We start from the raw sequence: 22,630 nt of genomic DNA on the forward strand, positions 1-22,630 counted from the left end.
CCCCTGCTCCCCCTGCCTCCCCTGCTCCCTCATCTCCCCACTCCCCTATTTTGCCAACTGTTGAGAAAATATCACCTTTTGGTAATAATCTTGTAGCTGCCTGGTGGCAGCTGCCCAACCCCAACTTTCTGCTTCCTGGCGAGCATTTTGACGAATGATGTCTCGTTGTTGTTTTTGTTCTAAAAGGCGAACAGTAGCAGCTAACGCTCCTTGAACATCTGCTTTTGGCTCAAAAAGATATCCATTTACCCCATCTGTCACAATATCAGGAATTCCCCCCGAACGGGCTGCTACCACTGGACAGCCAGCTGCCATTGCTTCTAGTAGTACTAAGCCTAGTGTTTCTGTACGGGAGGGAAAGATAAAGGCATCAGCACTTGCAAAGGCAGAACCTAATTCTTGCCCCATGAGATACCCAACAAAATAAGTGTTTGTGCCAGCAAAGTGTTTTTCCAGTGCTTGACGGTGGGGCCCATCCCCAACCAATGCTAACCGCGCTTGGGGAATTGCCTCTAAAATTGGTTTGATGCGCTCAATTTCTTTTTCAGCAGAAAGCCGTCCAACGTAAAGTAGCAATGGACTTTCTGGATGATTTTGTGATAGCTGCGATCGCATCTCTACATTAGCTAAATCGGGGTGAAATAATTCCGTATCTACCCCACGCTGCCATAAATCTACACGTTCAATACCGTGTGCTGTCAGTTCCTCTATCATTGCTGTGGAGGTACATAGATTCAACGCTGCTTGATTATGAGCGCCTTTCAATAGTTCCCAAAGAACACCTTCCAGCATACCCAAGCCATAATGCTGGAGATATTGGGGTAAATGGGTATGGTAAGACGCCACTAAGGGTATTTTGAGGATTTTACTGTAGAATATGCCTGCTAAACCCAAAACGGCTGGATTTACGACATGAATAACATCTGGCTTAAACTCTTCTAAAACATAACCAATAGCTGGGCGGGGTAATGCCATTTGCAATTCTGGATACAATGGCAGAGGAAAGCCACTAACGCCGTAAACTTTAGCGCCTTTGTGTTCTGTGATGCCTCCATCAGGGGCAATCACCATCACTTGATTACCACTACGCTGTAGATGATCAACAGTATGGCGCAGGCGCGTTACAATGCCGTCAACCTTGGGTAAAAAGGTTTCGGTAAATAGAGCAATTCTCATATAAAACTATTCAGTCCAGGCAGATAATCTCAGCTTAAGAGTGCATTTTGCTTTAAAGACAGAATAAACTGTCTCGTGTGCTGCAATCAATTTTGCACAGTCAAAATAACTGTAGTAAACGGCAATATTTAGTAGTAGCTGGACGATACGCCTGATAAATAATAACTGGTTGGTCGTCATATTGTGCTAAAATACGACGACCAATTTTAGACCCACGATTTACTGGGGTTTAACTTAATTTCTGTGCCAAGAGACTTTAGGCAGAATTTGTTTGTGATCAACTCGTTTCTGATACTTGATGGCAAAGTTTAACAGAGAATCGAGTAGAGAATCAGAGAGCAAGTGAGGCTGTAAACCTAAATCGAGCAATTTTGTATTTTTAGCGTTGAAATAATGTTCTTCTTTTTCAACTCTGGGATTATCTAGGTGATTGATTTCTACGCTCAATCCCATAGCGTTACCAGCTTTTTTCACCATCAAGGCCAAGTCGCCGACGCTGAATTGTTCGGTAAATTGGTTAAATACGCGGAATTCACCTGGTTGTGCAGGGTTAGCGATCGCTAATTCTACACATCTTACTGTATCCCGAATATCCAAAAATCCGCGAGTTTGCCCACCTTTACCGTAGACAGTTAACGGATGTCCAATTGCTGCTTGAATACAAAAGCGGTTCAGTGCTGTACCAAACACACCATCGTAATCCAGGCGATTAATCAATAGTTCGTCCATTCCCGTTTCTTCGGTTAAGACGCCATAAACTATACCCTGATTTAAATCTGTTGCCCGCAATCCCCAAATCCGGCAAGCAAAGTGGATGTTATGACTATCATGAACTTTGCTTAGATGGTACATTGAACCGGGCTGCTTGGGATAAGGTAGGGTATCCTTGCGTCCATTGTGTTCAATGGTGATATACCCTTCTTCTATATCGATGTTGGGTGTCCCGTATTCGCCCATCGTTCCCAGCTTCACCAAATGACAGTCGGGGAAATCTTCCCGCATGGCGTACAGTAAGTTCAACGTCCCAACTACATTATTGACCTGGGTAACAACTGCATGTTCTCGGTCAATCATGGAAAATGGGGCCGAACGCTGTTCGCCAAAATGCACCAGAGCATTTGGCTGAAATTGCTGTAATGTTTTATGGAGAAACTCGTAATTCGTAATATCGCCGATGAACAAGTCGATCGATTTACCCGTCAAATCTTGCCAGCGCTGGAGACGTTGTTGAATTAGTGCGATCGGAGTGAGAGTTTCAACACCAAGTTCATTATCCCAGTGCCGCCGCACCAAACTATCTAAAATTCCAACTTCATAACCTCGATTGGAAAGGTAAAGAGCAGTTGCCCAACCGCAATATCCATCACCACCAATAACCAGGACTTTCATCTTCACCAGTTTTTACTCGCTGATAGCTAAATCTACCAGGTTTCTGTCCCCTCTTAATCATCATTTTGGGGGAAATGTGGATTTTGGGGAATTGGAGAGTGGAGAAGAAGTAGGGAGTAGGGGAAGCATGGGGAGAAGCGGGAGAAGAATTCACAACTAAATGTCCAATGCCCATATTTCAGAACTTTAAAATCCGATACTGCTGGGCAATGTAATAAAACAAACGATAGTAATCTGGAAATTCTTGGCTCTTGCTTCGTCCCTGCAAATAGTATTTCACTTGATTCTGAGTTAGTGTCAGTGTCATTGAACCTACTTGTTGATCAACTTCTACAACCATTACCCCAGATACTCCTTGGGTGGTTTGAAAGTTGTGTTTCATCTTTTTCACAGACTCTTGAGCATTTGGTAGCTGATGACTTGCCCATCCCCGAATTTCCACTGAGTTATCCTGTGGTGAAATAAACGCAATTCCATCACCATTTTCTGAGGCTGCTAAAGAAGTCCAGTTACTCGGATATGGAAATTCAAAGCCATAACGGGAGTTGCTATAAGTTTTCCAGGCGATCGCTCCGGCGTTAAAATCATTTGCAGTACAACCCCACAGAATTATTAACAGGGCAATGACTCCGCTAACGCTGGCGGCAAACCGATAAATTATTCGCCCCAAACTACAGGTTTTATTAGCAGTCGCCATTTACATTACACATTTTGTCAAAGTCACTGATTTTATAGAAATACCAGAAACTCAGAGATTGCACCATTCTCAATCAGCCAACTAGTAGTCTGCCACATTAGATTTGTAGTCAGCGATAAATCGCTCAATTTCAAGAGTTAGAGCCACTGACTACGAACCACAACCCATGAAATTTTCTGCTGTATACAGTTGATGATGGCTATTTGTAAATAGCATCTCAGTCGAGAATGTAAACGAATGTAACAAAATTGGCGTCAAAACGCTTTACTGTCTTGACAACTAATAAAAGAACCTATAACTTGATATACATACCCGGGTAAGACCGTTAAAGAGTTATATGCAAACGCAAACTAAGCAAAAGGTCACTTTGTATTTATCGCCAGAGTTGCACAAGAAACTGAAGATTCGTTCAGCAGTCGATTCCGAACCAATGTCAGAGCTTGCCGAACGTGCCCTCGTTTTTTACCTATCTAATTCAGAATTGGTTGACGAGGCAGAAGATTCTTCTTATGGGCGGACTCATAGAGTTTATTCATGCCCAACTTGTGATAGTTCACTAGTCTTACGTGATGGGGAACTGGTTGCTTTGGGCAATCAACCAGGATTAGTTGGTCAAGAGCATCTTTCCATTGATGAGATGGATGAAGATGAAACCAATCCCAAAGGTGAGGAAGAGTTAGTTCCTTGCTAAATAATAGATAGGAATTATGAATTATTCATTCATGATTCGGTTGTCTTTACCAGAAGCAATGTCTCTACTGTCTCTATAAGGTCTCAAGTAGGTCGAAGTATGAAAGAAGAGCTCAATATCCTAATTCAAGCTCAATACCCTTTAATCTACCTTGTGACCTCCGAGGAAGAGAGGGCCGAGCAAGCAATTTCCACAATCGCTCAGTTGTTAAAGCCCCAGCGCCGAGTATTTATTTGGACAGTAACACACGGGATTGTGGAGTATGGTCAACCCCGGAATGTCACCCAACATAATACCGTGTCTCCAGAGGCGGCGATTGAGTGGATCATTAGGCAGAAAGAACCAAGTATATTTATTCTTAAAGATTTACATCCCTTTATAGATGCGCCTGCGACTAACAGATCGTTGCGTGATGCGATCGCTAGTTTCAAAGGTATGCAGAAGAACATCGTTTTGATGTCTCCGATGCAACAAGTGCCTATAGAACTGGAAAAGGAAGTTGTCGTTCTCGACTTTACCTTGCCAGATATGGTTGAGTTGAATAAAGTACTAACTCACCATATAGAGCAAAATCGTGGTCGGCGGCTGACAACAGAAGCCAGAGAAAAACTACTCAGAGCTGCTTTGGGTCTAACTAAAGATGAAGCTGAGAAAGTCTACCGTAAGGCACAGGTAACAACAGGGCGATTGACGGAAGATGAAGTAGATATCGTTTTATCTGAGAAAAAGCAGCTAATTCGGCGCAACGGCATCTTAGAATACATTGAAGAAGATGAAACCATTGATGCTGTAGGTGGCTTAGAAGAGTTAAAAAGATGGCTCAAGCAACGCTCTAACGCTTTCACAGAAAGAGCGAGAGAGTATGGTTTGCCTCAACCAAAGGGGATGTTAATTCTAGGTGTTCCCGGTTGTGGTAAGTCATTGATTGCCAAAACTACTTCCCGGCTGTGGGGTTTACCACTGTTGCGGTTGGATATGGGGCGAGTCTACGACGGCTCAATGGTGGGACGAAGTGAGGCAAATCTGCGAAACGCCCTGAAAACAGCAGAATCTATTTCTCCAGCGATTTTGTTTATCGATGAATTAGATAAATCCTTTGCTGGTAGTGGAGGTTCCTCAGATTCTGATGGGGGGACTTCAAGTAGAATCTTCGGCTCTTTCCTCACATGGATGCAAGATAAGAAGTCACCAGTGTTTGTCATGGCAACCGCCAACCGAGTAGAACGCTTACCTGGCGAGTTTTTGAGGAAAGGACGCTTTGATGAAATTTTCTTTGTGGATCTGCCAACACCAGAAGAACGGCAGGATATTTTTAATATCCACCTGACGAAACGCCGTGAAGACATCTCTCGATTTGATCTTGAGCAACTAGCTAAGATGTCTGATGGCTTTTCTGGGGCAGAAGTTGAGCAAGCGATCGTTGCGGCAATGTATGAAGCTTTTGCCCAAGATCGGGAGTTCACCCAACTAGATATTATTGCTGCACTGAAGGCAACATTGCCGCTGTCTCGAACGATGCAAGAACAAGTAACGGCTCTGAGAGATTGGGCCAGACAGCGTGCACGCCCCGCAGCATCCTCCGTAGCTGAATATCAGCGAATGGAGTTTTAAAAGCTTTCCTCTGCCATCCCAGGGGGAAAGGCTAGCTGAAAATGCTAGCAGTTATAAGAAAAGCCGCATCCTAATTAAGCGCGGCTTCGCCCAAAACAAACCGTTGTCGTTTTTCTCAATCTTCTCATTGGAGGAAACCCAAATGTCTCACTTTAGCACCCTGCGTACCAAGATCACCGATGCCGAAATCCTCAAAGCTTCTTTGCGCGACCTCGGTATCAGCGTAAAGACTGAAGCTGATGTCCGTGGTTATAACGGTCAGCGTGTCCGTTCTGACATCGTTGCCGTGTTGGAAGGCGAATATGACCTCGGCTGGTCTCGCAATAGCGATGGTTCTTTTGACCTAATCGCTGACTTGTGGGGCGTTGCTAAGAAGCACAACCAAACCGAGTTGATCAACTCAATCAACCAAAAGTATGCCGTTAACAAAACTTTGGCTGAAGTAAAACAGCGCGGTCTGCAAAACGCCAATGTGAAGTTGGTATTGCAATAACAATTTCTCTGCGCGTTCCCAAAGCTGCACGGGTTAACCATATAAATAGCGGTTAGCCCGCTTTTTTATCGGGACTGAGATTTATTTCTCAGTCCCTATTTTTTCGGCTTCATTTTTTTGTAAGCATTGGCGAAGTTTATCAGGTAAATCATTCACAAATACTAGAGCATCTTTGTAAAGTAGATAGATTTCATCAGATGTTTTTTCTAGAGAAAATGTACCAAAATCTTGATGAACTAATCTATTTCTTTCGCGTCCTATTTCAAGAAATGCCTTAATAGATGAACTCAGCTGTTCGCTATTTCTAACTTCTTGTTTGATAAAATTTGAAAATATATCACCAAATAAACCAAAAAAACTATTTGCATTTGTATCTTTCCAACTGAAATACGTGTGATATTGTCTACTTATAGCCTTATTATTCACAAAGGAAACTAAAAGCTCGTTTTTGTTAGATATTTCACCCATGTATTCGAGAATGTCATTAGTTATACGGTGTTCAAAATAACTTGCTGCGGATAAAAGTAAAGCTTTTCTAAAATTTTCATCTACTGTATTTCGGAGTGATATTTCATTTCCTTGTTCAAGATATTCTATTAAAGTTTTAAACTCTCTATAGAGCCTATCAACACCTGTTTCTTCTAGCACTTTTCTACCCTTGAATACCTAAAATATCTTTAGCCCGTTTTAAACGAATTTCAACATTTGTCTTTTTTGTTGTGCCTTCTGAGGAAGCTTTTATAAACTGTCCATCGATTTCTATTTGCTTAATTTTACTAATGTCTACAGGAGAATCTAAAAACTCATGCTGTAAAAATATTGGTTTACATACACTGGCAAATACAGCTTCAAAAAGTGCTATATGAAAGCGTTTGTTACGTTTTCCAATAAATGGATCTTCAGGTAAAGATTCAAACTGCCTTAGAAATGATTTAAACAAGTTCTCAAGATAATTATTTTGATCTTGAGTGTTTTTTCTACTCTTTCTTGAAAAATTATTTAAAAATTTTGGTAGTGAAGGAGCATAGTCTTCTCCATCAATCAGCATGGCAAAACCTCGAAGTAAAAGCTCAACATCTTTCATATGAATATCTGGCTCATTCATTTGTAATAATTTTCGCCATCCTTCTTCCATATTTAGACGATTAAGCATTTCGTAAAAAGGAGAATGATATAAGCTGGCTCTAATCTCTTGCGGATACAAATTAACACCACCCGAATTTAAACGATTAAATATTTCATATATTGAAGAGCTATCATCTTTAGGGAAATTTTGTTTAACTATTACGTTCCGAATAGGTCTAAGCTCAAACTGTGTTTTGTAGTCACCTAAAGTGTGGTAATTAAGTCCTTTAAACTTATTAGGCTGTTCGGGAAGCTTTTGTGTAAGACTTAGATCAAACTTACTAAAATAATTTTCGTTGTTCAAGATTGTATCAGGAATAGAACCATCTTTTTCAAATATTCTTCTTAGTTCAACACGTTTCTCCTTAAGAGGAAATCTACCTTTAATGAAATAGTATATAGACATTAATCGTTGCTGTCCGTCAATAATTAAAAACTTATTTCTTGCTTCTTCATATAGAAAAATTTGTGGAATTGGTAAACCTAAAATTATTGATTCAATCAGCTTAGATGCTCTGCTTATATCCCAAACATAATTTCTTTGAAACCCTGGTATTTTAACAGCACCAGATTCCATAAAATTGTAAATCGTTATTACATTAAAATCATTTGGTGTAGAGGTTAAATCATATTCGTCAATTTGAAAATCATCCTCTTCGTCAGCATAATCATTAAACCAAATTTGTTCTTCATCAAAAGGGTAATTATTATCCATAACAATAATTGTTGCTTTTACTATGCACTGTTAGGTTAGTAATACATTATACTCTTAGACCTTACATCTATAGCATCTTCCTTTGTTCCGTATTTTAGGGTAATCTAATACCTCAACCGCAATATTAGGACGATAAATAAAAACTTGGCGTTGTTTTCTATCACTTAATCAACCAAGTTGTGTCCCATTATCTATATACTCTCGCATCTTTTCTTGTAAAACTTGTAAGCGATCGCTCTCAGAACGCAATTAAATCACAACTTTTTTTAGCAGTTCCGCTGGTATCGCTTCCCAAACCCTACACCTATAACATTTTGCTTGTTTCTGGTAATGTGTAATGTGCGATCGCAGAAGATCCACTTTTGTACGCTCATTTTCATGAAAGTCTTTTTCCATAAAGTGTTTTCGGTACTTGATATCTATGCTGATTCAATTTTTGTTTTCAGCGTGCGGGTAGTTGGTTCGATTCCCAAGACTGCGGTGTATGCTGGGATAAAGAGCGATATCTACGACGGGCTATGCCTACGCATTATTTAGCTAACTCTCCTAATTAGTGGTGGATTAGCAGGTTTAGCTGGTGTCTGCGAAGTCCTTGACCCTATTGGTTAACTACTATTTGAGGAGATTCAATGTGTCCAGTCGTAAATTATCTTTGTTACTTAAATTAGTAATCATTACATTGCTTACTGGTGCTAGTAGTTTAGCTATCAGTTTGCTTTTAGCTACAAGCGGATTTGAAAATCTGCTGGGAATTGTAAAGCCAAAAAGCGAGAGTAGTAAAGCTAGTCAGAACAAGCTGATAAGTGCATCCGCACAGAATATCAGCCCAGCTACAGACCAGATGAATCAAGTGCCAAAGGCATTTCAGGGAACAATCATTTATCAAGCAAAACTCAAAGCAAATGAGAAAGTTATCGCCCTAACTTTTGATGATGGGCCCAGCCCCAAAAATACGGCGCAGATTTTAGAAATTTTGAAGAAAAATGATGTCAAGGCAACGTTCTTCATGCTCGGACAAATGGTGAAATATTTTCCCCAAGTTGCCAAGCAAGTGGCTGCTGATGGTCACGTAATTGGTAACCATACATGGCATCATTGGTATTTTCAAATGGATGGGGCGACTGCGGCTAGTGAAATTGATCGCACAGCAGACATCATCTACAAGACTACAGGAGAGAAAACTACTCTGTTTCGCCCCCCTGGTGGCTTTCTGAATAATGGACTAGCCCAATATGCCAAAAACGAGAAGTACGCTGTCATAATGTGGTCTGAAGAGTCGGGAGATGCTAGACTTCGTTCGCCTCAAGTAGCAATGCTGGTTAAAAATGTGCTGAAATATGCTAAACCTGGTGCAATTGTACTGATGCATGATGGGGGCGGAAACCGTTCCAAATCTGTTAAGGCTTTACCAGGAATGATCGCAGGTTTGAAGACTCAAGGCTATCGATTTGTGACGATTCCCCAACTTTTGGAAATGCAAGCCAAAGAACAAAACCTGCTGGAGGTAGCTTCACCTACAGTTACAAAAGGTGAACATCCAAACCATCAGCTGAATCATTAGTGATAAAGACAATGCAACCTCCATCTTTTCAACCAATTACGCAACGTCCAGGATTAAAATTGCCGAATAATGCCAGAGTTGCTGTGTGGGTGGTGATGAATGTAGAACATTTCACTTTTGGCAAACTAGGAACAGCAATTCAACCTCATTTAAATAGTCACCCAGAAATTGCTAACTATGGTTGGCGAGACTATGGGAATCGCGTTGGTATTTGGCGTTTGTTTAAACTATTTGATGAATTAAAAATTCCGGTAACAGCCGCAGTTAATGGTGATATTTGTACATTTTATCCCGAAATTATGGCAGCTATACAGCAATATGGCTGGGAAGTGATGGCGCATGGCATTAATAATTCCACTGGACATAGTGGCATAGATCGGGAAACAGAAATAGATATAATTGATAGAACTCTAATTTTGCTCCGTCAAGCTACTGGTAAAACTCCTAAAGGTTGGTTAACACCAGGATTTTCGATTACCGAGTCAACTTTTGAATTATTGCATTCAGCCGGAATTGTTTATACCGCTGATTGGGTAAACGATGACCAACCTTATTGGTATCCATTACCCAATGGTCAGTTGTTGGCAATTCCTTACACTATCGAAGCAAATGATATTAGCTTGTGTTTGAGTAACCGCTTTTCTGGTGTAGAATTTGCCCAAGCAATAACAGACCAATTTGACCAACTTTGGCAAGATGGAGAATCTGAAGGACGAGTAATGGCGATTGGCTTGCATCCATTTATTGTTGGTCAACCACTACGGTTAAAATATTTAAAACAATGTTTACTACATATTAAAAATAAACCTAATACTTGGCTAACGACAGGTGAAGGTATTTACAATTGGATAAATCAATCACAATGAAATCATGACTCTTTCACAAACCCAAATTCTAAAAATACCCGTAATCGAAGCCAATACAGAAAACATCAAACCCTATGGACATCTCTTAGGCGATGATGTCAGCAAACCCGGATTAGGAATTCCCTTTTATCAAGAAAGAGTACTAGAAGGCGAAAATATTGATTTTACCTATCGGGGAACAGCAACTTTCCGAACAGCCAAAATTATGCCAGGATATCCGCCGATTGTCTGGCTAGAACGCCATATACACATGACCCAAATGTTTATCGGTTTGGGACAATCACCATTTATTATGGTCTTAGCGTCGCCTAATCACGATAATGGCGAAACCTTGCCAGACTTAAATCAAGTGAAAGCGCTGCGGTTTCCTCCTGGCTACGGACTATTGCTGCATATTGGCACTTGGCATGATTTTCCCATAGCTTGCGATCGCTCCGTTATCATCCTCACGGCAAATTCTGATGAAGTCGTCACCGCCTTGAGTCAAATGCAGACACCAGACGAGATGAATCAAGGCGATGTTTATAAGATTTCCCTACCGAAAAGATTAGGTTATACAATTCAGCTAGATATTTGAAAAACCTCTGCGCTACTCTGCCTTTAAATAAAAGATGGATTTGCCAAACGTCGAAACTTATTTAAATCCTGATAATATTCAAACTATCACCAATTGGGGTGAAGATTGGGCTTGGTTAGCGGGTGGAACATGGCTATTTTCTGAACCACAACCACATCTGAAAGCGCTGGTAGATATTCAGCATTTGGGATGGTCAGAAATTGAAGTTAAAGAAAATTATTTAATTATTGGTGCTACTTGTCCATTAATTAAATTATTAGAATATCCTTGGTTAGCGGAATGGACAGCAGTCGAGGGATTAAAAAGTGCGGTTGCTGCATTAGCCGCATCATTAAAAATAATTAATGTGGCGACGGTGGGAGGCAATATTTGTCTGGCTTTATCAGTGGGAACCTTAGCACCATTGATGGTGGTCTTAGATGCAAGTTACGAAATTTGGAATATCACAGGAGAGTCGCATCAAGTTGCAGCAAAAGATTTTCAGCTTGGTTTTAAATCCACAATTTTGCAATCAGGAGAAATATTAAGGCGGGTTTTAATTCCGCTATCTAATTTAAAATGGAAGGTTAATTATCAACGATTTGGTATTGCTACAAGTGACCCAGCTTTAGCAATAGTTGTCAGTGCTAGAAATCATCAACAGGTGCGCTGTGTTATTGGTGCTAGTGTTGCTGCACCTGAACTGCTGGAATTTGACGATATAGAGACGCAAGATTTCGCATTTTTACAGAAGGTAAATTTTATTGAAGATGCCAAGGCGAGTGCAATTTATCGTCAAGAATTGACGGCAGTTTTAATCAAGCGATCGCTATCAGCTTTATTATGCCAGAACAGTTAAAATTTAAAGTTAATCATCAGTCTTATACAGAAAATTGTCACCCCGGAACTAGCCTTTTAAGTTTATTACGTCAATTAGGCTGGTTTGGTGTTCATCGTGTTTGCGATTCTGGCGATTGTGGTGCTTGCACAGTTTGGGTAAATGATACACCTATCCATAGTTGCATTTATCCGGCAATGCGAATTAAGAATCAATCGGTAACTACTATAGAAGGACTTTCCCAGAATGCTGAACTTGCGCCGATGCAGCAAGCATTTCTAGAAGCACAAGGTTTTCAATGTGGTTTTTGCACTCCTGGGATGATTATGAGTGCGGCAAAGTTACCCGAATTATCAGAGGATGAACTGCGTTTAGCTTTAAAAGGCAACCTCTGTCGCTGTACTGGATATCAAGCGATTATTGACAGTATTCGACTTTCTCAAAACTCCCCACTCAGTACAGACACGATTAATCGCGTCTCTCCCCACTCAGTAGGAGAAAGCATTCCCAAACAAGATGGTACAGCCATTGTCACCGGGAAAGCGTCCTATACAGGAGATATTTCACCACCTGGATTATTACATCTTAAAGTACTGCGATCGCCACATCCCCACGCCCGTATCTGCAAAATTGACACCCAGGAAGCCAAAGCACTCCCCGGTGTTGTTGCCATTTTCACCCACGGAGATGTACCCAGAATACCCTACACCACTGCCGGACACGCTGAACCAGTACCCGATCCGTTAGATCATTACCTATTAGATAATAAAGTAAGATTTGTAGGCGATCGCGTTGCGGCTGTAGTTGCAGAATCAGTAACTATTGCCGAACAAGCTTGTCAATTAATTGCCGTCGATTATGAAATATTACCCCATGTCATCGACCCAACACAGGCAATGAATGATATCGGTGTTGTGATTCATGATGAACCAGAATCATCACAAATTCCTGATAGAAATCGCAATATTGCTGGACATATATTTCTCGAATCTGGTGATTTAGAACAGGGATTTACTGAAGCAGATTTAATTGTCGAGAACACTTACAAACTACCAGCAGTACAACACGTCCACCTCGAACCGCATATAACTATTAGTTGGCTAGAATCAGATGGTAATCTAGTTGTGCGTTCTAGTACTCAAGTCCCATTTCACTGCCAGCGCTTACTCTCACAAATTTTCAACTTTCCTCAAGATAAAATCCGCGTTTATAAAGCACAACTTGGCGGTGGATTTGGTAACAAACAAGAAATTTTATCAGAAGACCTCTGTGTTTTAGCAACCCTCCGCACAGGTAAACCCGTGCAGTGGGAATTTACCAGAAAAGAGGAATTTATTGCCACAAATAGCCGCCATGCTATGACAATAAAAATTAAAAGTGGTGTCAAGGCAGATGGTACAATTATTGCCCAAGATATGGAAATAATTGGCAACACAGGTGCTTATGGTAATCATGGACAAACAGTAGTATTTTTATCAGGTTATATCCCTCTAGGTTTATATCGTTGTCCAAATAAAAGATTGCGGGGTTTTGCCGTTTATACAAATACAATGCCAGCGGGTGCATTTCGCGGTTATGGTGCAACTCAAGGCACTTTTGCAATGGAAAGTCAAATCCATGAAATTGCTCATAAGCTCAATATTGACCCTATAGAAATACGTTTGAAAAATCTCATTCGTCCGGGAGATGTAATTAATTTAGGGAAGTCTGAAGACCACTTTAACTTAATTGGTAGTTATGCGGTTCTCGAATGTTGGGAAAAAGTTACCCAGTCACTTGGTTATGTTCCTGGTACACCACCAATTGTAGAAGGTTCTCGCCGCCGTGGTGTCGGATTCGCTGTTTCTATGCAAGGTAGTGGATTATCTAAAATTCATCTTGCCAAAGTCAAATTATCACTTTTAGCTGATGGCAAATATGAATTAAGAACTGGTTCTGTAGATGTTGGGACTGGTTCAGATACTACATTGCGGCAAATAGCAGCAGAAGTTTTAGGCGTGAGTGTTGGAGATATCAATATTATTTCTGGAGATACTCAACGCACACCTTTTGATGCTGGTTCTTATGCTTCTGCGACAATTTATATTTCTGGACAAGCAGTTAAACTAGCTGCGGAAAAATTACGGGAGAGATTAGAAAACAAACCGCAGAGGCGTGGAGATAACAGAGAAGAATTAAGTGAAGAGGTAACTTATGCAGCAGATGAATCAACTTTAACTTTCGCTGTTCAAGGTGTGGAAGTAGAAGTTGATATAGAAACTGGTAAAATTCAAGTTTTACGATGTGTGCAAGCTATTGATTTAGGTAAAGCAATTAATCCGCGAATTTGTCACGGACAAGCAATGGGGGGAATAGCAATGGGAATTGGCTATGCTTTAAGTGAAGAACTATTATTTGATGAACAAGGATGTATTTTAAACCCCACATTGCGAGAATATCGCATCCCCACAGCGGCAGATATGCCACCAATAGAAGTAATTTTAGTAGAACAAGCCGACCCTCACGGCCCTTATGGCGCTAAAGGAGTTGGGGAAATCACCACCAATTGTACAGCGCCAGCCATAGCAAATGCAATTCGCGCTGCGATCGCTACAGATTGTAGACTATACGAACTTCCCATAACACCCGAAAGGGTTTGGCAAAAACTAAACAACTTTTAAACTGAAACTCTTTCTTCCTTTGTGTCCTTTGCGGTTCGTTATCATCAATGCTTGACTTCTACCAACAACTAGCAAAAACCTTAAAAAAAAGCCCTGTAGTTTTAGCTACCGTCACCAGCATTAAAGGTTCCACACCCAGAGAAGTAGGCGCGAAAATGTTCATTAGCGCCGATGGTAAAATATTTGGAACAATTGGCGGTGGTGCTGGAGAAGCAAAAGTTTATCAGCAAGCTTTGCAAGTACTGCAAATAGGTAAAAAACAATTTGTAGAAATTGATTTATCTGGCGCACCGCAACGAGAAACTCAAGGCGTTTGTGGTGGCACAATGCAAGTATTATTAGAGTTATGGTCAGGAAGTGAAAGCTTAAATTTAGTTAATCAGATTATAGATACTTTAACATCTGGGCGTTCTGGAACAATTATCACGCCCTTGAGTACAGATGAAAAACCTTATCTACTACTAGAAACAGAAATAATTGCATCTCTACACACCACAGCATTAATTGAACCTTTGCTAGCGCCACCAACACTTTTGATTATTGGTGCAGGACATATTGCTGTTTCTCTAACGCAGGTTGCAAAAATAGCAGGTTTTCAAGTTATTGTACAAGACGATCGCTCAGAGTTTGCCACAAAAGAAAGATTTCCTGATGCTTCGCGGGTGTTAGCAGAACCTATCACGTCAATTCAAAAGATATTAGAGAAAAATACTAATTTATATATCGCTTTAGTTACTAGAGGTTATCTTCAAGATTTAGCCGTTTTACGCTTGCTATGGAAGTATCCAGTAAAATACATCGGCATGGTTGGTAGCAATAAACGAGTCACCACTGTGTACAAAATTCTGCAAAATGAAGGTTACGAACCGGAATTTCTACATCAAATATATGCACCAATTGGTTTAGATATTGGTGCTTTAACGCCAGAGGAAATTGCAGTTAGTATCTGTGCTGAGTTAATTAAAGTTCGTCGTGGTGGTTCTGGGACTTCTTTATCTGCAAAAATTTAAGTCTGGATGATTATAGCGCAATACAGTTCAGAATGAGCAACAAAACACTTGTACAGACGGCGATTCATCGCGTCTTCAAAGACAAATTATCTACACCAGTAACCTTAACTGAACCGCATTGGATTATAGCGCTTCTCAGTTGAGTTTAATACAGACGTACCTCTAGCCCCTTCCCTACAATGGCTACGGTGTACACACAAGTCTCTTGACTGACAATGCCAATGCAGTAATTTAAAATCGAGTTTCATACTCAACTAAGAATCGGTTTTCATCTCCCAAATTACTTGAGCCTCGCATCAGAATTTCGTCATTGACTCGATATAGGACGTTGTAAAGGAAAGATTCATTGCTAGAAAGAGGACGTGATAAAGAAAGAGATACATTTCTATTGATGTCAAACACACCTTCTGCTGATAAATTAAGAATTGAACTTCTGGATGCTTCGTTGGTAGATGGAGTAGGAAATATCCGAAATTCACTGAAACCAACAGCTTGTCCGATCGCAGTGATTGTTCCTTGTAAACCACCTAAAATGGTAGAACTAGCGAAATTAGTCAGCCCTTGGGTTGCATCTGTTTGACCGAAAGAACTAAGAATTGAGCCACCCAACAGAGCAACTATTTCTCCTCGACTACGATTCGGTTCACTCGTCAGTTCTAGATTGTCGCCTAATCTACTAGCTGGCCCGTCTACCCTAGCTTGAACGCGAACGCTACGTAAAGTCCCAAAGTTGTTTACAGAAACATCACTAATTTCAGCAGACAATGGTGATTCCAATATTCGACTGTTCCTTGCTGATGCTTCCGGGACAATTGCAATCAGTCGGACATCCAGATTCGGGTCAAGTCCTTGACTGGGAATAAACTCCGCGGTGTGGTCGAAGCCCCGCGCTAAGGTAAACTCAGTGGAAAATATGCTCAGTCGTCCTCCTGTCAAACGGATGACTCCTTCAGGAAGCGGCTTGGCTAATGTACCATTAATGGTTAAGTCGCCTTTTGCGTCAAAGCTCAATATCGGCTGACTAAAAGCGGCTCCTCCTGGTACAAAGTCGAGTAGAGACTGACTGGTAACACGAACATCGTCGTCTAAAGTCAATTTTAAATCTGCAAACTCTATAGGTAAATTGGGTGGAGTGACTGCGCTAGTGCTACTTTCTGGTGTAGCTACTGGTTCAGCGCTATTCTCTGGTGTAGGTTTGAGGTTAGGGTTAACCTCTTCTCTATTTATGACGGTAGTATTAGTCTCTGCTGTGGCTGCTGCTGTTTTCTCAGCAGTAGCCGAACTTCCAATAATTACCTGACCATCACTCAGTCGAATATCTCCACCAATTACAGGTTTTAATGCTGTTCCGCGAATTACGATATCGCCGCCAACACCGCCTTCATACAGTCCGGCAATTTCAAAGTCGAGTTTATCTGCTATTGAGACTGTGAGAGGATTTGCTGCTTGCTGAGGATCAAAAATTGGCAGGATGCCTGATACATTTATTTGCCCTTCGTTGTAAGTACCTTGGATACTTTCAACACTCACCGTATTACCATTAAATTGCGCTGTTCCTGTGACATTCGTCAAGGGTTCAGATAAAGCTTCAGCGCTAAAAGTTGCATTATTAAGTGTGGCATTGCCGTTAATAATCGGTTCTTCTAAAGTACCTTGAACATTTAAATCTACTTGTCCTTGACCGTCTACCCAAGCGACTTGATTGTTGGTAAACAGGTTTAATAATGCCAATCCTTCATTGTTCACATTGGCGTTGATGCTGATTTGATTGCTATCCGGTTGCACTTCGGCAAAAGGTAACGGAGCAGGTACGCTACCTGTAATGGCAACTGGCTGGGTTCCTGTCACTAATAAGGTACTATCAAAATTCAAACGAGCATTGTTGTAATCAAAGTTCACTTGTCCTGTTTGCAGAGGTTGTTTGTTAACAGTTGCATTTGCTAACGTCACTTCCCCTTTAACACTAGGGTCTTGTAAACTACCTGCTAATGTGGCATCAGCATTTACATTACCAGTGATATCTATGGGGTATTGTTCGATGAAAGGCTCTAAAAGTGATAAAGGTAAACTTGCTACATTCAAGTTTCCAGATAGTTGCTCAGTTCCTAACTGTCCTGAAAACGCCACTAATCCTTGATTGATTCCAACGCTTAAGGGCGAAAGTGTGACGATACCATCGGCAAAACTGCCTTGAGCAACTACTTGATTAATGGAATAATCTCCCCATTGCCAGTTAGCACCTTGAAAATTAAAGCCGACGTTCAACCCAGATTTTAACGAGCCACTAGCTGCAATTGCTCCGCTCAAAGTACCCGTTAATTCTGCAAGGGTGGGCAAAGATGGGGTTGCTTGTCTCTCTTCTTGCTGTTGTTGTGCTACCAATCTTCTAATTTTTGAGAAATATGCTAGCTGTGTGAGCAAATCTGCATCGGGTAAACTGACAGACTCAGTGTCAAGTACTTCTGCTCCGGCTAATGTCGGTGGCTGCAACCCGCTACCAAAGTCTTGAAGGTCGAAGATATTAAACGTTTGTAAAAGTCTCTGGATTCTGGCTTGGTCAAAATTAGCTTGGAATTGAAATTGCGGGTCATTCCCTGTTTGCACATTTCCACTGAGGGCGATGTTGCTATCTCCAATCCGCAATTGACCATTAGATAAGCTAGCAGTACCATCAGCATAATTGATGCTGCCGCGAAATTCATCTGCTGTAATTCTCGCAATCCGAGGCTGGGCGATCGCAACGTCTCCCGCAATGGCATAATTATTCAGATTAACAACTAAGTTTCCCGATAGTTGCCCTCCCAATGGTTGCAATTGATTGTTCGGTAAAAAGCCGCCAATCAAAGCGATGGGAAACTGTTGGGCGTTGATGAACAAGTTCTCTCCCTCAGTTCTACCTGTGGTGATAGCTTCATCACGCTGCACCAAAAATGAAGTTGGGCGATAATCTGCACCCAGATTCAAAGCTATCCTATCTTGCTGCCCAGCTAATCGCAGACTTGCTCCTTGTCCCCCTTGAAAATTCACATTTCCGGTTAACAGTGGGTCAAATGCCAAGTCACTAACCTGGAAATTCCGCAGCCGGATATTGCCAGTGGCTTGCGGTACATCTGGAGTCCCTGTAACTTGTCCTTTAAAATCGAGTAACCCTGCGATAGCCACGTCACCAGGAACTTCAAAGCCAGTATTTTGTAAGTTGAAATTCTGCGCCAGTACATTTAAATTAAATCCGGCAATTTCCGGTGCGCCAGTTGGTGGAAACTGAATAGCGATCGCACCATTAGCACTCAATCCTGGGGTACTTGCGTTTTCAACTATAATCTGCTGCCCATTCCATTGAAATTGAGCGGTGAGCGGTTGTGCTAGCAGCGCTACTCCTTGGGAAAGGCGGATTTGGCCGGCGGCGCGAATATCTGCAAGCTGGAAAGATTCTGTTGTCCCTGCTAACTGAATATTGCTATTTAGCCGTCCTCGCAGTTCTGGTGAGAAGCGGTTGAGTTGAATTTGAGAAGTACTGACAACCCCTTGCCAACGTTGTTGTGCCAGTTGACCTCTAGCTCTGACTGTCCCCCCTGCGACATTCAAAACCGCATCGGGCAAAAGGATATTTTTTCCTTGTTGAGCAACAACAACTCGTCCGGTAGTGGGATAGGTGGCGGTAGGCGCTTGTACCCGCGCTACTGCTTGCAGATTGCTCAGAGTGCCGGAAATATTGGTATTTGCGGATACATTGCCAATGGTGATGCCGGGTGAAGAATTGTATGCCCGTGCGATCGCATCTCCTGGTAAATTTTGTGCTTGAACATTCAACGCCACCCTACCTTGGGGTGCAAGCTGAAGTTGACCGCTAGCCGTTACTTGCCCGCCCACCTCTGGATTTGCCTGAACACGGGCAACATTCACGTTTAAGGGTTTACCCAGAGAGCCAGAAACTCTAGCGTTCGCAGATATACCACCAATATTGAGCGGGGTTGAAATATTGTAACCTTGAGCGATCGCATTTCCTGGTATACCTTGAGCTTGAATATTTACGCCTACCTGACCTTGGGGAGCGAGTTGAATTTGACCATTGGCTGTGATTTTCCCCCCGGCTGGTGGCGTTACTTGAACATTAGAAATATTAAGGTTCAAGGGCTGTTTGCTAAGTGAGCCAGAGATTTGTGCTTTTGCCGAAACATTTCCAACTGCGATCGGTAGAGTCACGCCATAGCTGCGTGCTAGTATATCCCCTGATATACCATCAGCTTGAGCGCTAAACATTACCTCATCTTTAGCTCCCAGTACAGCTTCACCGCCGCCTGTAATTTGACCACCGGCTGCGGGGACAATATTCAGATTGGAAACAGCAAGTTGAGATGCCGTTTCAGAGACATTCAAGCGGAAATCAGTGTTGATAGTTTTAAATTGAATGCGGTCAATTTGAATAGGTTTAGTGTTGCTTACTTTACCGCTCAGGACTGGTTTTTGAAGTGCGCCTAGTACTTGAATATTTGCTTGAATTTCGCCATTAGCCGGGACTGTCGAATTTACATTCAGCGTATCTAAGATATTTTTTGCACTAACAGGTTTTATTTGAGCAAAGACATTAAAACCTGTTTGAGTATTAATTGTTCCATTAGCCAGAATGGGAACTTTGCCAATGTTCGTACTCAGATTATCTAAAGTAACTGTCTGACCTTGAAATATAAATCTCCCATTAAAATTAGAAACCTGTTGAGGAATATTTGGAATTTTAGCAGTGACTTGATTAGCGCTAGCTGTTCCTGTAACGGCTATTTCTGATAGCTTGGGTGGAATCTGAACTCCTAAATCAGCATTTAAATCCCCTCCTAGCAGAGCAATAGGTAACTGAATTAAACGACTGATATCAGATGCTTTTAAATTTTGTGCTTGCAGTTGGAGGTTAGTTTGTTGAGCTTTTAATTGTGTTTCGCCAACAATTTTAACAGCGCCTCCCCTAGTGAGTTGAGCATTGATGTCATAACCAATCCTTTGATTTTGCTCTGAAAATCGGGCAACACCACCAACTTGATCTAATATTACCGAGCCTTTCGGTTTAGTTGGTGCAGCGAATGGCATCAACTCGATATCGCCATCTTGAATTTGAAGCGTCTGCAACTCAGTTTGAATAAAACCTTCTCCCTCCCCAGCCTTAACTTCGGCTGTCACCCAACGACCATCTTTATCCTCTTGAATGTAGACATTGGGTTGAACTAACATGACATTTAATGCCAGTTTTCGGCTGAGGATAAGTTGCAATGGCGAGAACTGCACCTCCAAAGCTTTTGCTACCACTTGATCTTGATCAGTAGGAGTTGCTGGTATTGATAGAGAGCTAAATCTTAGACTAGAAAGCGAAAAACGTTCAACATTTCCAACTTTCACCGGACGCCCAAGCAATTGCTCAAGATTTTGCTGCACTAATGGCGCTAAATCTTTATATACATAGCTTCTAGCCCACCAAGCACCAACTGCAATTCCAACCAGCAAAACCCCACCCAAAGCCAAACTGGTACGTCCTAAAAGCAGGAGCCACACACGACGATTAGGTGGTTCCTGATTGTTTCCTGAATTGGGAGATGGCGTCATGATTGTTACCAGTACCAGTACTTTTTTCTGGAGTAAGGCTAGAGACAGTTGTATTAACTAGTCACAAGCTATGTTTTCACAATATTAGGACTTAAGCAAGAACTTTGCAGAAAAGTGCTTATATTCTCTATTAGAGGCTGCGCCAAAGAGACGCACTGCAAAGCTATCTATGTTATTTCATAATTTGGTGTAATTATTGAATATATTTTGAGTAATATGTCATCAGATATTATTTTTGTTGAGCTGCAATTTTGGAAATCTTGCTGAAACTAGGAGAAATATTTAGAAGTTACTAAATCTGAGCAGTATTTTAAGGTAATTATATAATCATTTAAATTGAAGATATATTTTATTTACGAAAATATTTTTCTGAATAAATTAGGTAATGTTTTATTATTAAATTACTTTGAGATAACTCCTGTATATACAACCCTGGTTATAGAAATTAATCTTTGTAGAATCTAACTTAGTATAGATGACGATGGTAAGTAATCTTAGGTTTGGGAGCAATGTAGAGTGGAATGTCACTTCCTGAAGCTAGATTTAGATCCCCGACTTCTTCATGAAGTCGGGGATCTGAGTAGCAACTTTGCTATTGTCCTCGCAGCGGGTAAATCTACTCGCATGGGTACTTGCAAAACTTCACTCCCTTGGGGTGAAGATAAAACATTATTAACTTATCAACTAGAACAGTGGTTAAGTGTAGATTTTACCCCTGTTGTAGTTTTAGGTTCACACAACAGCAATAAACAAAAAGATTGTCCTGATGGCAGTTCCGCTGTAATTAATCCTCATGCCAATGTTGGTAAAACAACTTCTCTACTCACAGGATTGCAACATATTCCCCCAAACTTTGAAATATTAGCAATTTCCGCAGTTGATCAACCCAGAGAATTAGAGGTTTACCAGCGATTAATCCTAGCACACCAAGACAATTCAGCAATGATTACTGCACCCAGTTATGAAGGGAAAATTGGACATCCATTGTTATTCAGTAATGGGATGCGATCGCACTTACAAAATATCCGTGAGGAAAGCTTAGGTTTACGCCAAATTATCAAAGAATTTTATCCAGTAATTCATCAAGTTAAATTTGATAATCCGGCTGTACTATTAGATATCAACACGCCGGAAATATATCAAGAACAACTGCATAATTTGAGATATTAATAGATTACAAACAAGATTCCCGACTTTTTGGAGAAGTCGGGAATCTGAACTTTATGATTACTCTTTCACAAACCCAATCATTGATCAGTTGGATCATCAATCATTTCCGGTACTAAAGCTGGGTTACTTTTACGTTCTTCTGGTGATTGCTCCCGAATAACATCGTCTATTCTCGCAGGGTGTTTGATTTTGTCCAGCACCTCTGGACTTAATTGTGATGCATCACCTTCTGGATTAGACTTTTCCGCTTGACTAGGAACTGTTTCCTTGTTCATCACTATTTCCCTCAACTTCTACGCTAAGTTTAAGTTCTTTTATGGTGAAGTACACACTATCTAGGGACTTAATTTCACATAGTGCTGGGTAAGAAACACGATCTACACAGCAAAAAGGAGGTTATCTTCGCTTATATTTAATACCCTCTGTTGCAAAAGTGTTGAATGTTAAGAAAAATCCGATAAAAACAGCCCAAAATATGTTAAA

Annotated in this window: 19 protein-coding genes; 10 read left to right on the forward strand and 9 right to left on the reverse strand. The window is 41.1% G+C overall.

Annotated features, from left to right (window positions below):
- Positions 1-45: 45 nt before the first annotated feature.
- The 4 genes from ABF638_RS17955 to ABF638_RS17970 all read right to left on the reverse strand — a co-directional run bounded on the left by ABF638_RS17955 (position 46) and on the right by ABF638_RS17970 (position 3,262).
- On the reverse strand, positions 46-1,176 hold the full coding sequence (locus tag ABF638_RS17955) for a glycosyltransferase family 4 protein (protein WP_435024304.1): 1,131 nt from the start codon (positions 1,174-1,176) through the stop codon (positions 46-48).
- 234 nt (positions 1,177-1,410) lie between these two features.
- Entirely contained in the window at positions 1,411-2,565 is a 1,155-nt protein-coding gene (locus ABF638_RS17960; protein ID WP_435024306.1) for an NAD-dependent epimerase/dehydratase family protein, read from the reverse strand.
- A complete protein-coding gene (locus ABF638_RS17965; RefSeq protein ID WP_435024308.1) occupies positions 2,540-2,719 on the reverse strand; it encodes a hypothetical protein in 180 nt (59 codons plus the stop codon). Before ABF638_RS17965 ends, ABF638_RS17960 begins: the two co-directional genes overlap by 26 nt.
- Before the next feature lie 24 nt (positions 2,720-2,743).
- Positions 2,744-3,262 carry a hypothetical protein gene (locus ABF638_RS17970; RefSeq protein ID WP_435024310.1) on the reverse strand — a complete coding sequence of 173 codons (519 nt, stop codon included), beginning with the start codon at positions 3,260-3,262 and terminating at the stop codon, positions 2,744-2,746.
- Positions 3,263-3,599: 337 nt separating this feature from the next.
- On the opposite strand from ABF638_RS17970, the gene ABF638_RS17975 reads away from it, so the two are divergent.
- The 3 genes from ABF638_RS17975 to ABF638_RS17985 all read left to right on the forward strand — a co-directional run bounded on the left by ABF638_RS17975 (position 3,600) and on the right by ABF638_RS17985 (position 6,057).
- On the forward strand, positions 3,600-3,953 hold the full coding sequence (locus ABF638_RS17975) for a hypothetical protein (protein WP_435024312.1): 354 nt from the start codon (positions 3,600-3,602) through the stop codon (positions 3,951-3,953).
- A 99-nt stretch (positions 3,954-4,052) separates the two neighbouring features.
- Positions 4,053-5,564 carry a stress-responsive protein Ycf46 gene (gene ycf46 / locus ABF638_RS17980; RefSeq protein ID WP_069074698.1) on the forward strand — a complete coding sequence of 504 codons (1,512 nt, stop codon included), beginning with the start codon at positions 4,053-4,055 and terminating at the stop codon, positions 5,562-5,564.
- Between the two features lie 142 nt (positions 5,565-5,706).
- Positions 5,707-6,057, forward strand: coding sequence for a DUF1257 domain-containing protein (locus ABF638_RS17985; RefSeq protein ID WP_015136553.1), 351 nt, complete (start codon positions 5,707-5,709; stop codon positions 6,055-6,057).
- An 81-nt stretch (positions 6,058-6,138) separates the two neighbouring features.
- Here the strand turns inward: ABF638_RS17985 and ABF638_RS17990 are convergent, their stop codons facing one another.
- The 3 genes from ABF638_RS17990 to ABF638_RS18000 form a co-directional block, all read right to left on the reverse strand.
- The gene (locus tag ABF638_RS17990) at positions 6,139-6,705 is read right to left on the reverse strand and encodes a HEPN domain-containing protein (RefSeq protein ID WP_435024316.1); all 567 of its coding nucleotides are present in this window, start codon (positions 6,703-6,705) and stop codon (positions 6,139-6,141) included.
- 4 nt (positions 6,706-6,709) lie between these two features.
- Positions 6,710-7,897 carry a DUF262 domain-containing protein gene (locus ABF638_RS17995; protein WP_435024318.1) on the reverse strand — a complete coding sequence of 396 codons (1,188 nt, stop codon included), beginning with the start codon at positions 7,895-7,897 and terminating at the stop codon, positions 6,710-6,712.
- Between the two features lie 249 nt (positions 7,898-8,146).
- Positions 8,147-8,293, reverse strand: coding sequence for a hypothetical protein (locus tag ABF638_RS18000; protein ID WP_435024320.1), 147 nt, complete (start codon positions 8,291-8,293; stop codon positions 8,147-8,149).
- 235 nt (positions 8,294-8,528) lie between these two features.
- On the opposite strand from ABF638_RS18000, the gene ABF638_RS18005 reads away from it, so the two are divergent.
- The 6 genes from ABF638_RS18005 to ABF638_RS18030 are packed head-to-tail and all read left to right on the forward strand — an operon-like array spanning position 8,529 to position 15,388.
- Positions 8,529-9,458 carry a polysaccharide deacetylase family protein gene (locus ABF638_RS18005; RefSeq protein ID WP_435024322.1) on the forward strand — a complete coding sequence of 310 codons (930 nt, stop codon included), beginning with the start codon at positions 8,529-8,531 and terminating at the stop codon, positions 9,456-9,458.
- Positions 9,459-9,469: 11 nt separating this feature from the next.
- Positions 9,470-10,324, forward strand: coding sequence for a polysaccharide deacetylase family protein (locus ABF638_RS18010; RefSeq protein ID WP_435024325.1), 855 nt, complete (start codon positions 9,470-9,472; stop codon positions 10,322-10,324).
- A 4-nt stretch (positions 10,325-10,328) separates the two neighbouring features.
- Positions 10,329-10,901, forward strand: coding sequence for an ureidoglycolate lyase (locus ABF638_RS18015; protein WP_435024327.1), 573 nt, complete (start codon positions 10,329-10,331; stop codon positions 10,899-10,901).
- 34 nt (positions 10,902-10,935) lie between these two features.
- Entirely contained in the window at positions 10,936-11,739 is an 804-nt protein-coding gene (locus ABF638_RS18020; protein WP_435024329.1) for an FAD binding domain-containing protein, read from the forward strand.
- A complete protein-coding gene (locus tag ABF638_RS18025; RefSeq protein ID WP_435024331.1) occupies positions 11,724-14,378 on the forward strand; it encodes a molybdopterin-dependent oxidoreductase in 2,655 nt (884 codons plus the stop codon). The genes ABF638_RS18020 and ABF638_RS18025 overlap by 16 nt, the downstream gene beginning before the upstream one ends.
- Before the next feature lie 47 nt (positions 14,379-14,425).
- Positions 14,426-15,388, forward strand: a complete 963-nt coding sequence (locus ABF638_RS18030) for an XdhC family protein (protein ID WP_435024333.1) — start codon at positions 14,426-14,428, stop codon at positions 15,386-15,388.
- 231 nt (positions 15,389-15,619) lie between these two features.
- Here the strand turns inward: ABF638_RS18030 and ABF638_RS18035 are convergent, their stop codons facing one another.
- Entirely contained in the window at positions 15,620-20,977 is a 5,358-nt protein-coding gene (locus tag ABF638_RS18035) for a translocation/assembly module TamB domain-containing protein (RefSeq protein WP_435024335.1), read from the reverse strand.
- Between the two features lie 516 nt (positions 20,978-21,493).
- Here ABF638_RS18035 and ABF638_RS18040 point away from each other — a divergent pair.
- Positions 21,494-22,147: a nucleotidyltransferase family protein gene (locus ABF638_RS18040; RefSeq protein WP_435024338.1), complete on the forward strand. Its 654-nt coding sequence runs from the start codon at positions 21,494-21,496 to the stop codon at positions 22,145-22,147.
- A gap of 77 nt (positions 22,148-22,224) precedes the next feature.
- On the opposite strand, the gene ABF638_RS18045 is transcribed toward ABF638_RS18040, so the two are convergent.
- Positions 22,225-22,422, reverse strand: coding sequence for a hypothetical protein (locus ABF638_RS18045; protein ID WP_435024340.1), 198 nt, complete (start codon positions 22,420-22,422; stop codon positions 22,225-22,227).
- Between the last annotated feature and the right edge of the window lie 208 nt (positions 22,423-22,630).

This window comes from Nostoc sp. CALU 1950, assembly GCF_051172895.1.
Classification (GTDB): domain Bacteria; phylum Cyanobacteriota; class Cyanobacteriia; order Cyanobacteriales; family Nostocaceae; genus Nostoc; species Nostoc edaphicum_A.

What these genes read in the sequence shown, in the direction of transcription:
- ABF638_RS17955 (WP_435024304.1), bottom strand. Translation starts at nt 1,176, where the DNA reads ATGAGAATTGCTCTATTTACCGAAACCTTTTTACCCAAGGTTGACGGC.
- ABF638_RS17960 (WP_435024306.1), bottom strand. Translation starts at nt 2,565, where the DNA reads ATGAAAGTCCTGGTTATTGGTGGTGATGGATATTGCGGTTGGGCAACT.
- ABF638_RS17970 (WP_435024310.1), bottom strand. Translation starts at nt 3,262, where the DNA reads ATGGCGACTGCTAATAAAACCTGTAGTTTGGGGCGAATAATTTATCGG.
- ABF638_RS17975 (WP_435024312.1), top strand. Translation starts at nt 3,600, where the DNA reads ATGCAAACGCAAACTAAGCAAAAGGTCACTTTGTATTTATCGCCAGAG.
- ycf46 (WP_069074698.1), top strand. Translation starts at nt 4,053, where the DNA reads ATGAAAGAAGAGCTCAATATCCTAATTCAAGCTCAATACCCTTTAATC.
- ABF638_RS17985 (WP_015136553.1), top strand. Translation starts at nt 5,707, where the DNA reads ATGTCTCACTTTAGCACCCTGCGTACCAAGATCACCGATGCCGAAATC.
- ABF638_RS17995 (WP_435024318.1), bottom strand. Translation starts at nt 7,897, where the DNA reads ATGGATAATAATTACCCTTTTGATGAAGAACAAATTTGGTTTAATGAT.
- ABF638_RS18000 (WP_435024320.1), bottom strand. Translation starts at nt 8,293, where the DNA reads ATGGAAAAAGACTTTCATGAAAATGAGCGTACAAAAGTGGATCTTCTG.
- ABF638_RS18010 (WP_435024325.1), top strand. Translation starts at nt 9,470, where the DNA reads ATGCAACCTCCATCTTTTCAACCAATTACGCAACGTCCAGGATTAAAA.
- ABF638_RS18015 (WP_435024327.1), top strand. Translation starts at nt 10,329, where the DNA reads ATGACTCTTTCACAAACCCAAATTCTAAAAATACCCGTAATCGAAGCC.
- ABF638_RS18020 (WP_435024329.1), top strand. Translation starts at nt 10,936, where the DNA reads ATGGATTTGCCAAACGTCGAAACTTATTTAAATCCTGATAATATTCAA.
- ABF638_RS18025 (WP_435024331.1), top strand. Translation starts at nt 11,724, where the DNA reads ATGCCAGAACAGTTAAAATTTAAAGTTAATCATCAGTCTTATACAGAA.
- ABF638_RS18030 (WP_435024333.1), top strand. Translation starts at nt 14,426, where the DNA reads ATGCTTGACTTCTACCAACAACTAGCAAAAACCTTAAAAAAAAGCCCT.
- ABF638_RS18035 (WP_435024335.1), bottom strand. Translation starts at nt 20,977, where the DNA reads ATGACGCCATCTCCCAATTCAGGAAACAATCAGGAACCACCTAATCGT.
- ABF638_RS18045 (WP_435024340.1), bottom strand. Translation starts at nt 22,422, where the DNA reads ATGAACAAGGAAACAGTTCCTAGTCAAGCGGAAAAGTCTAATCCAGAA.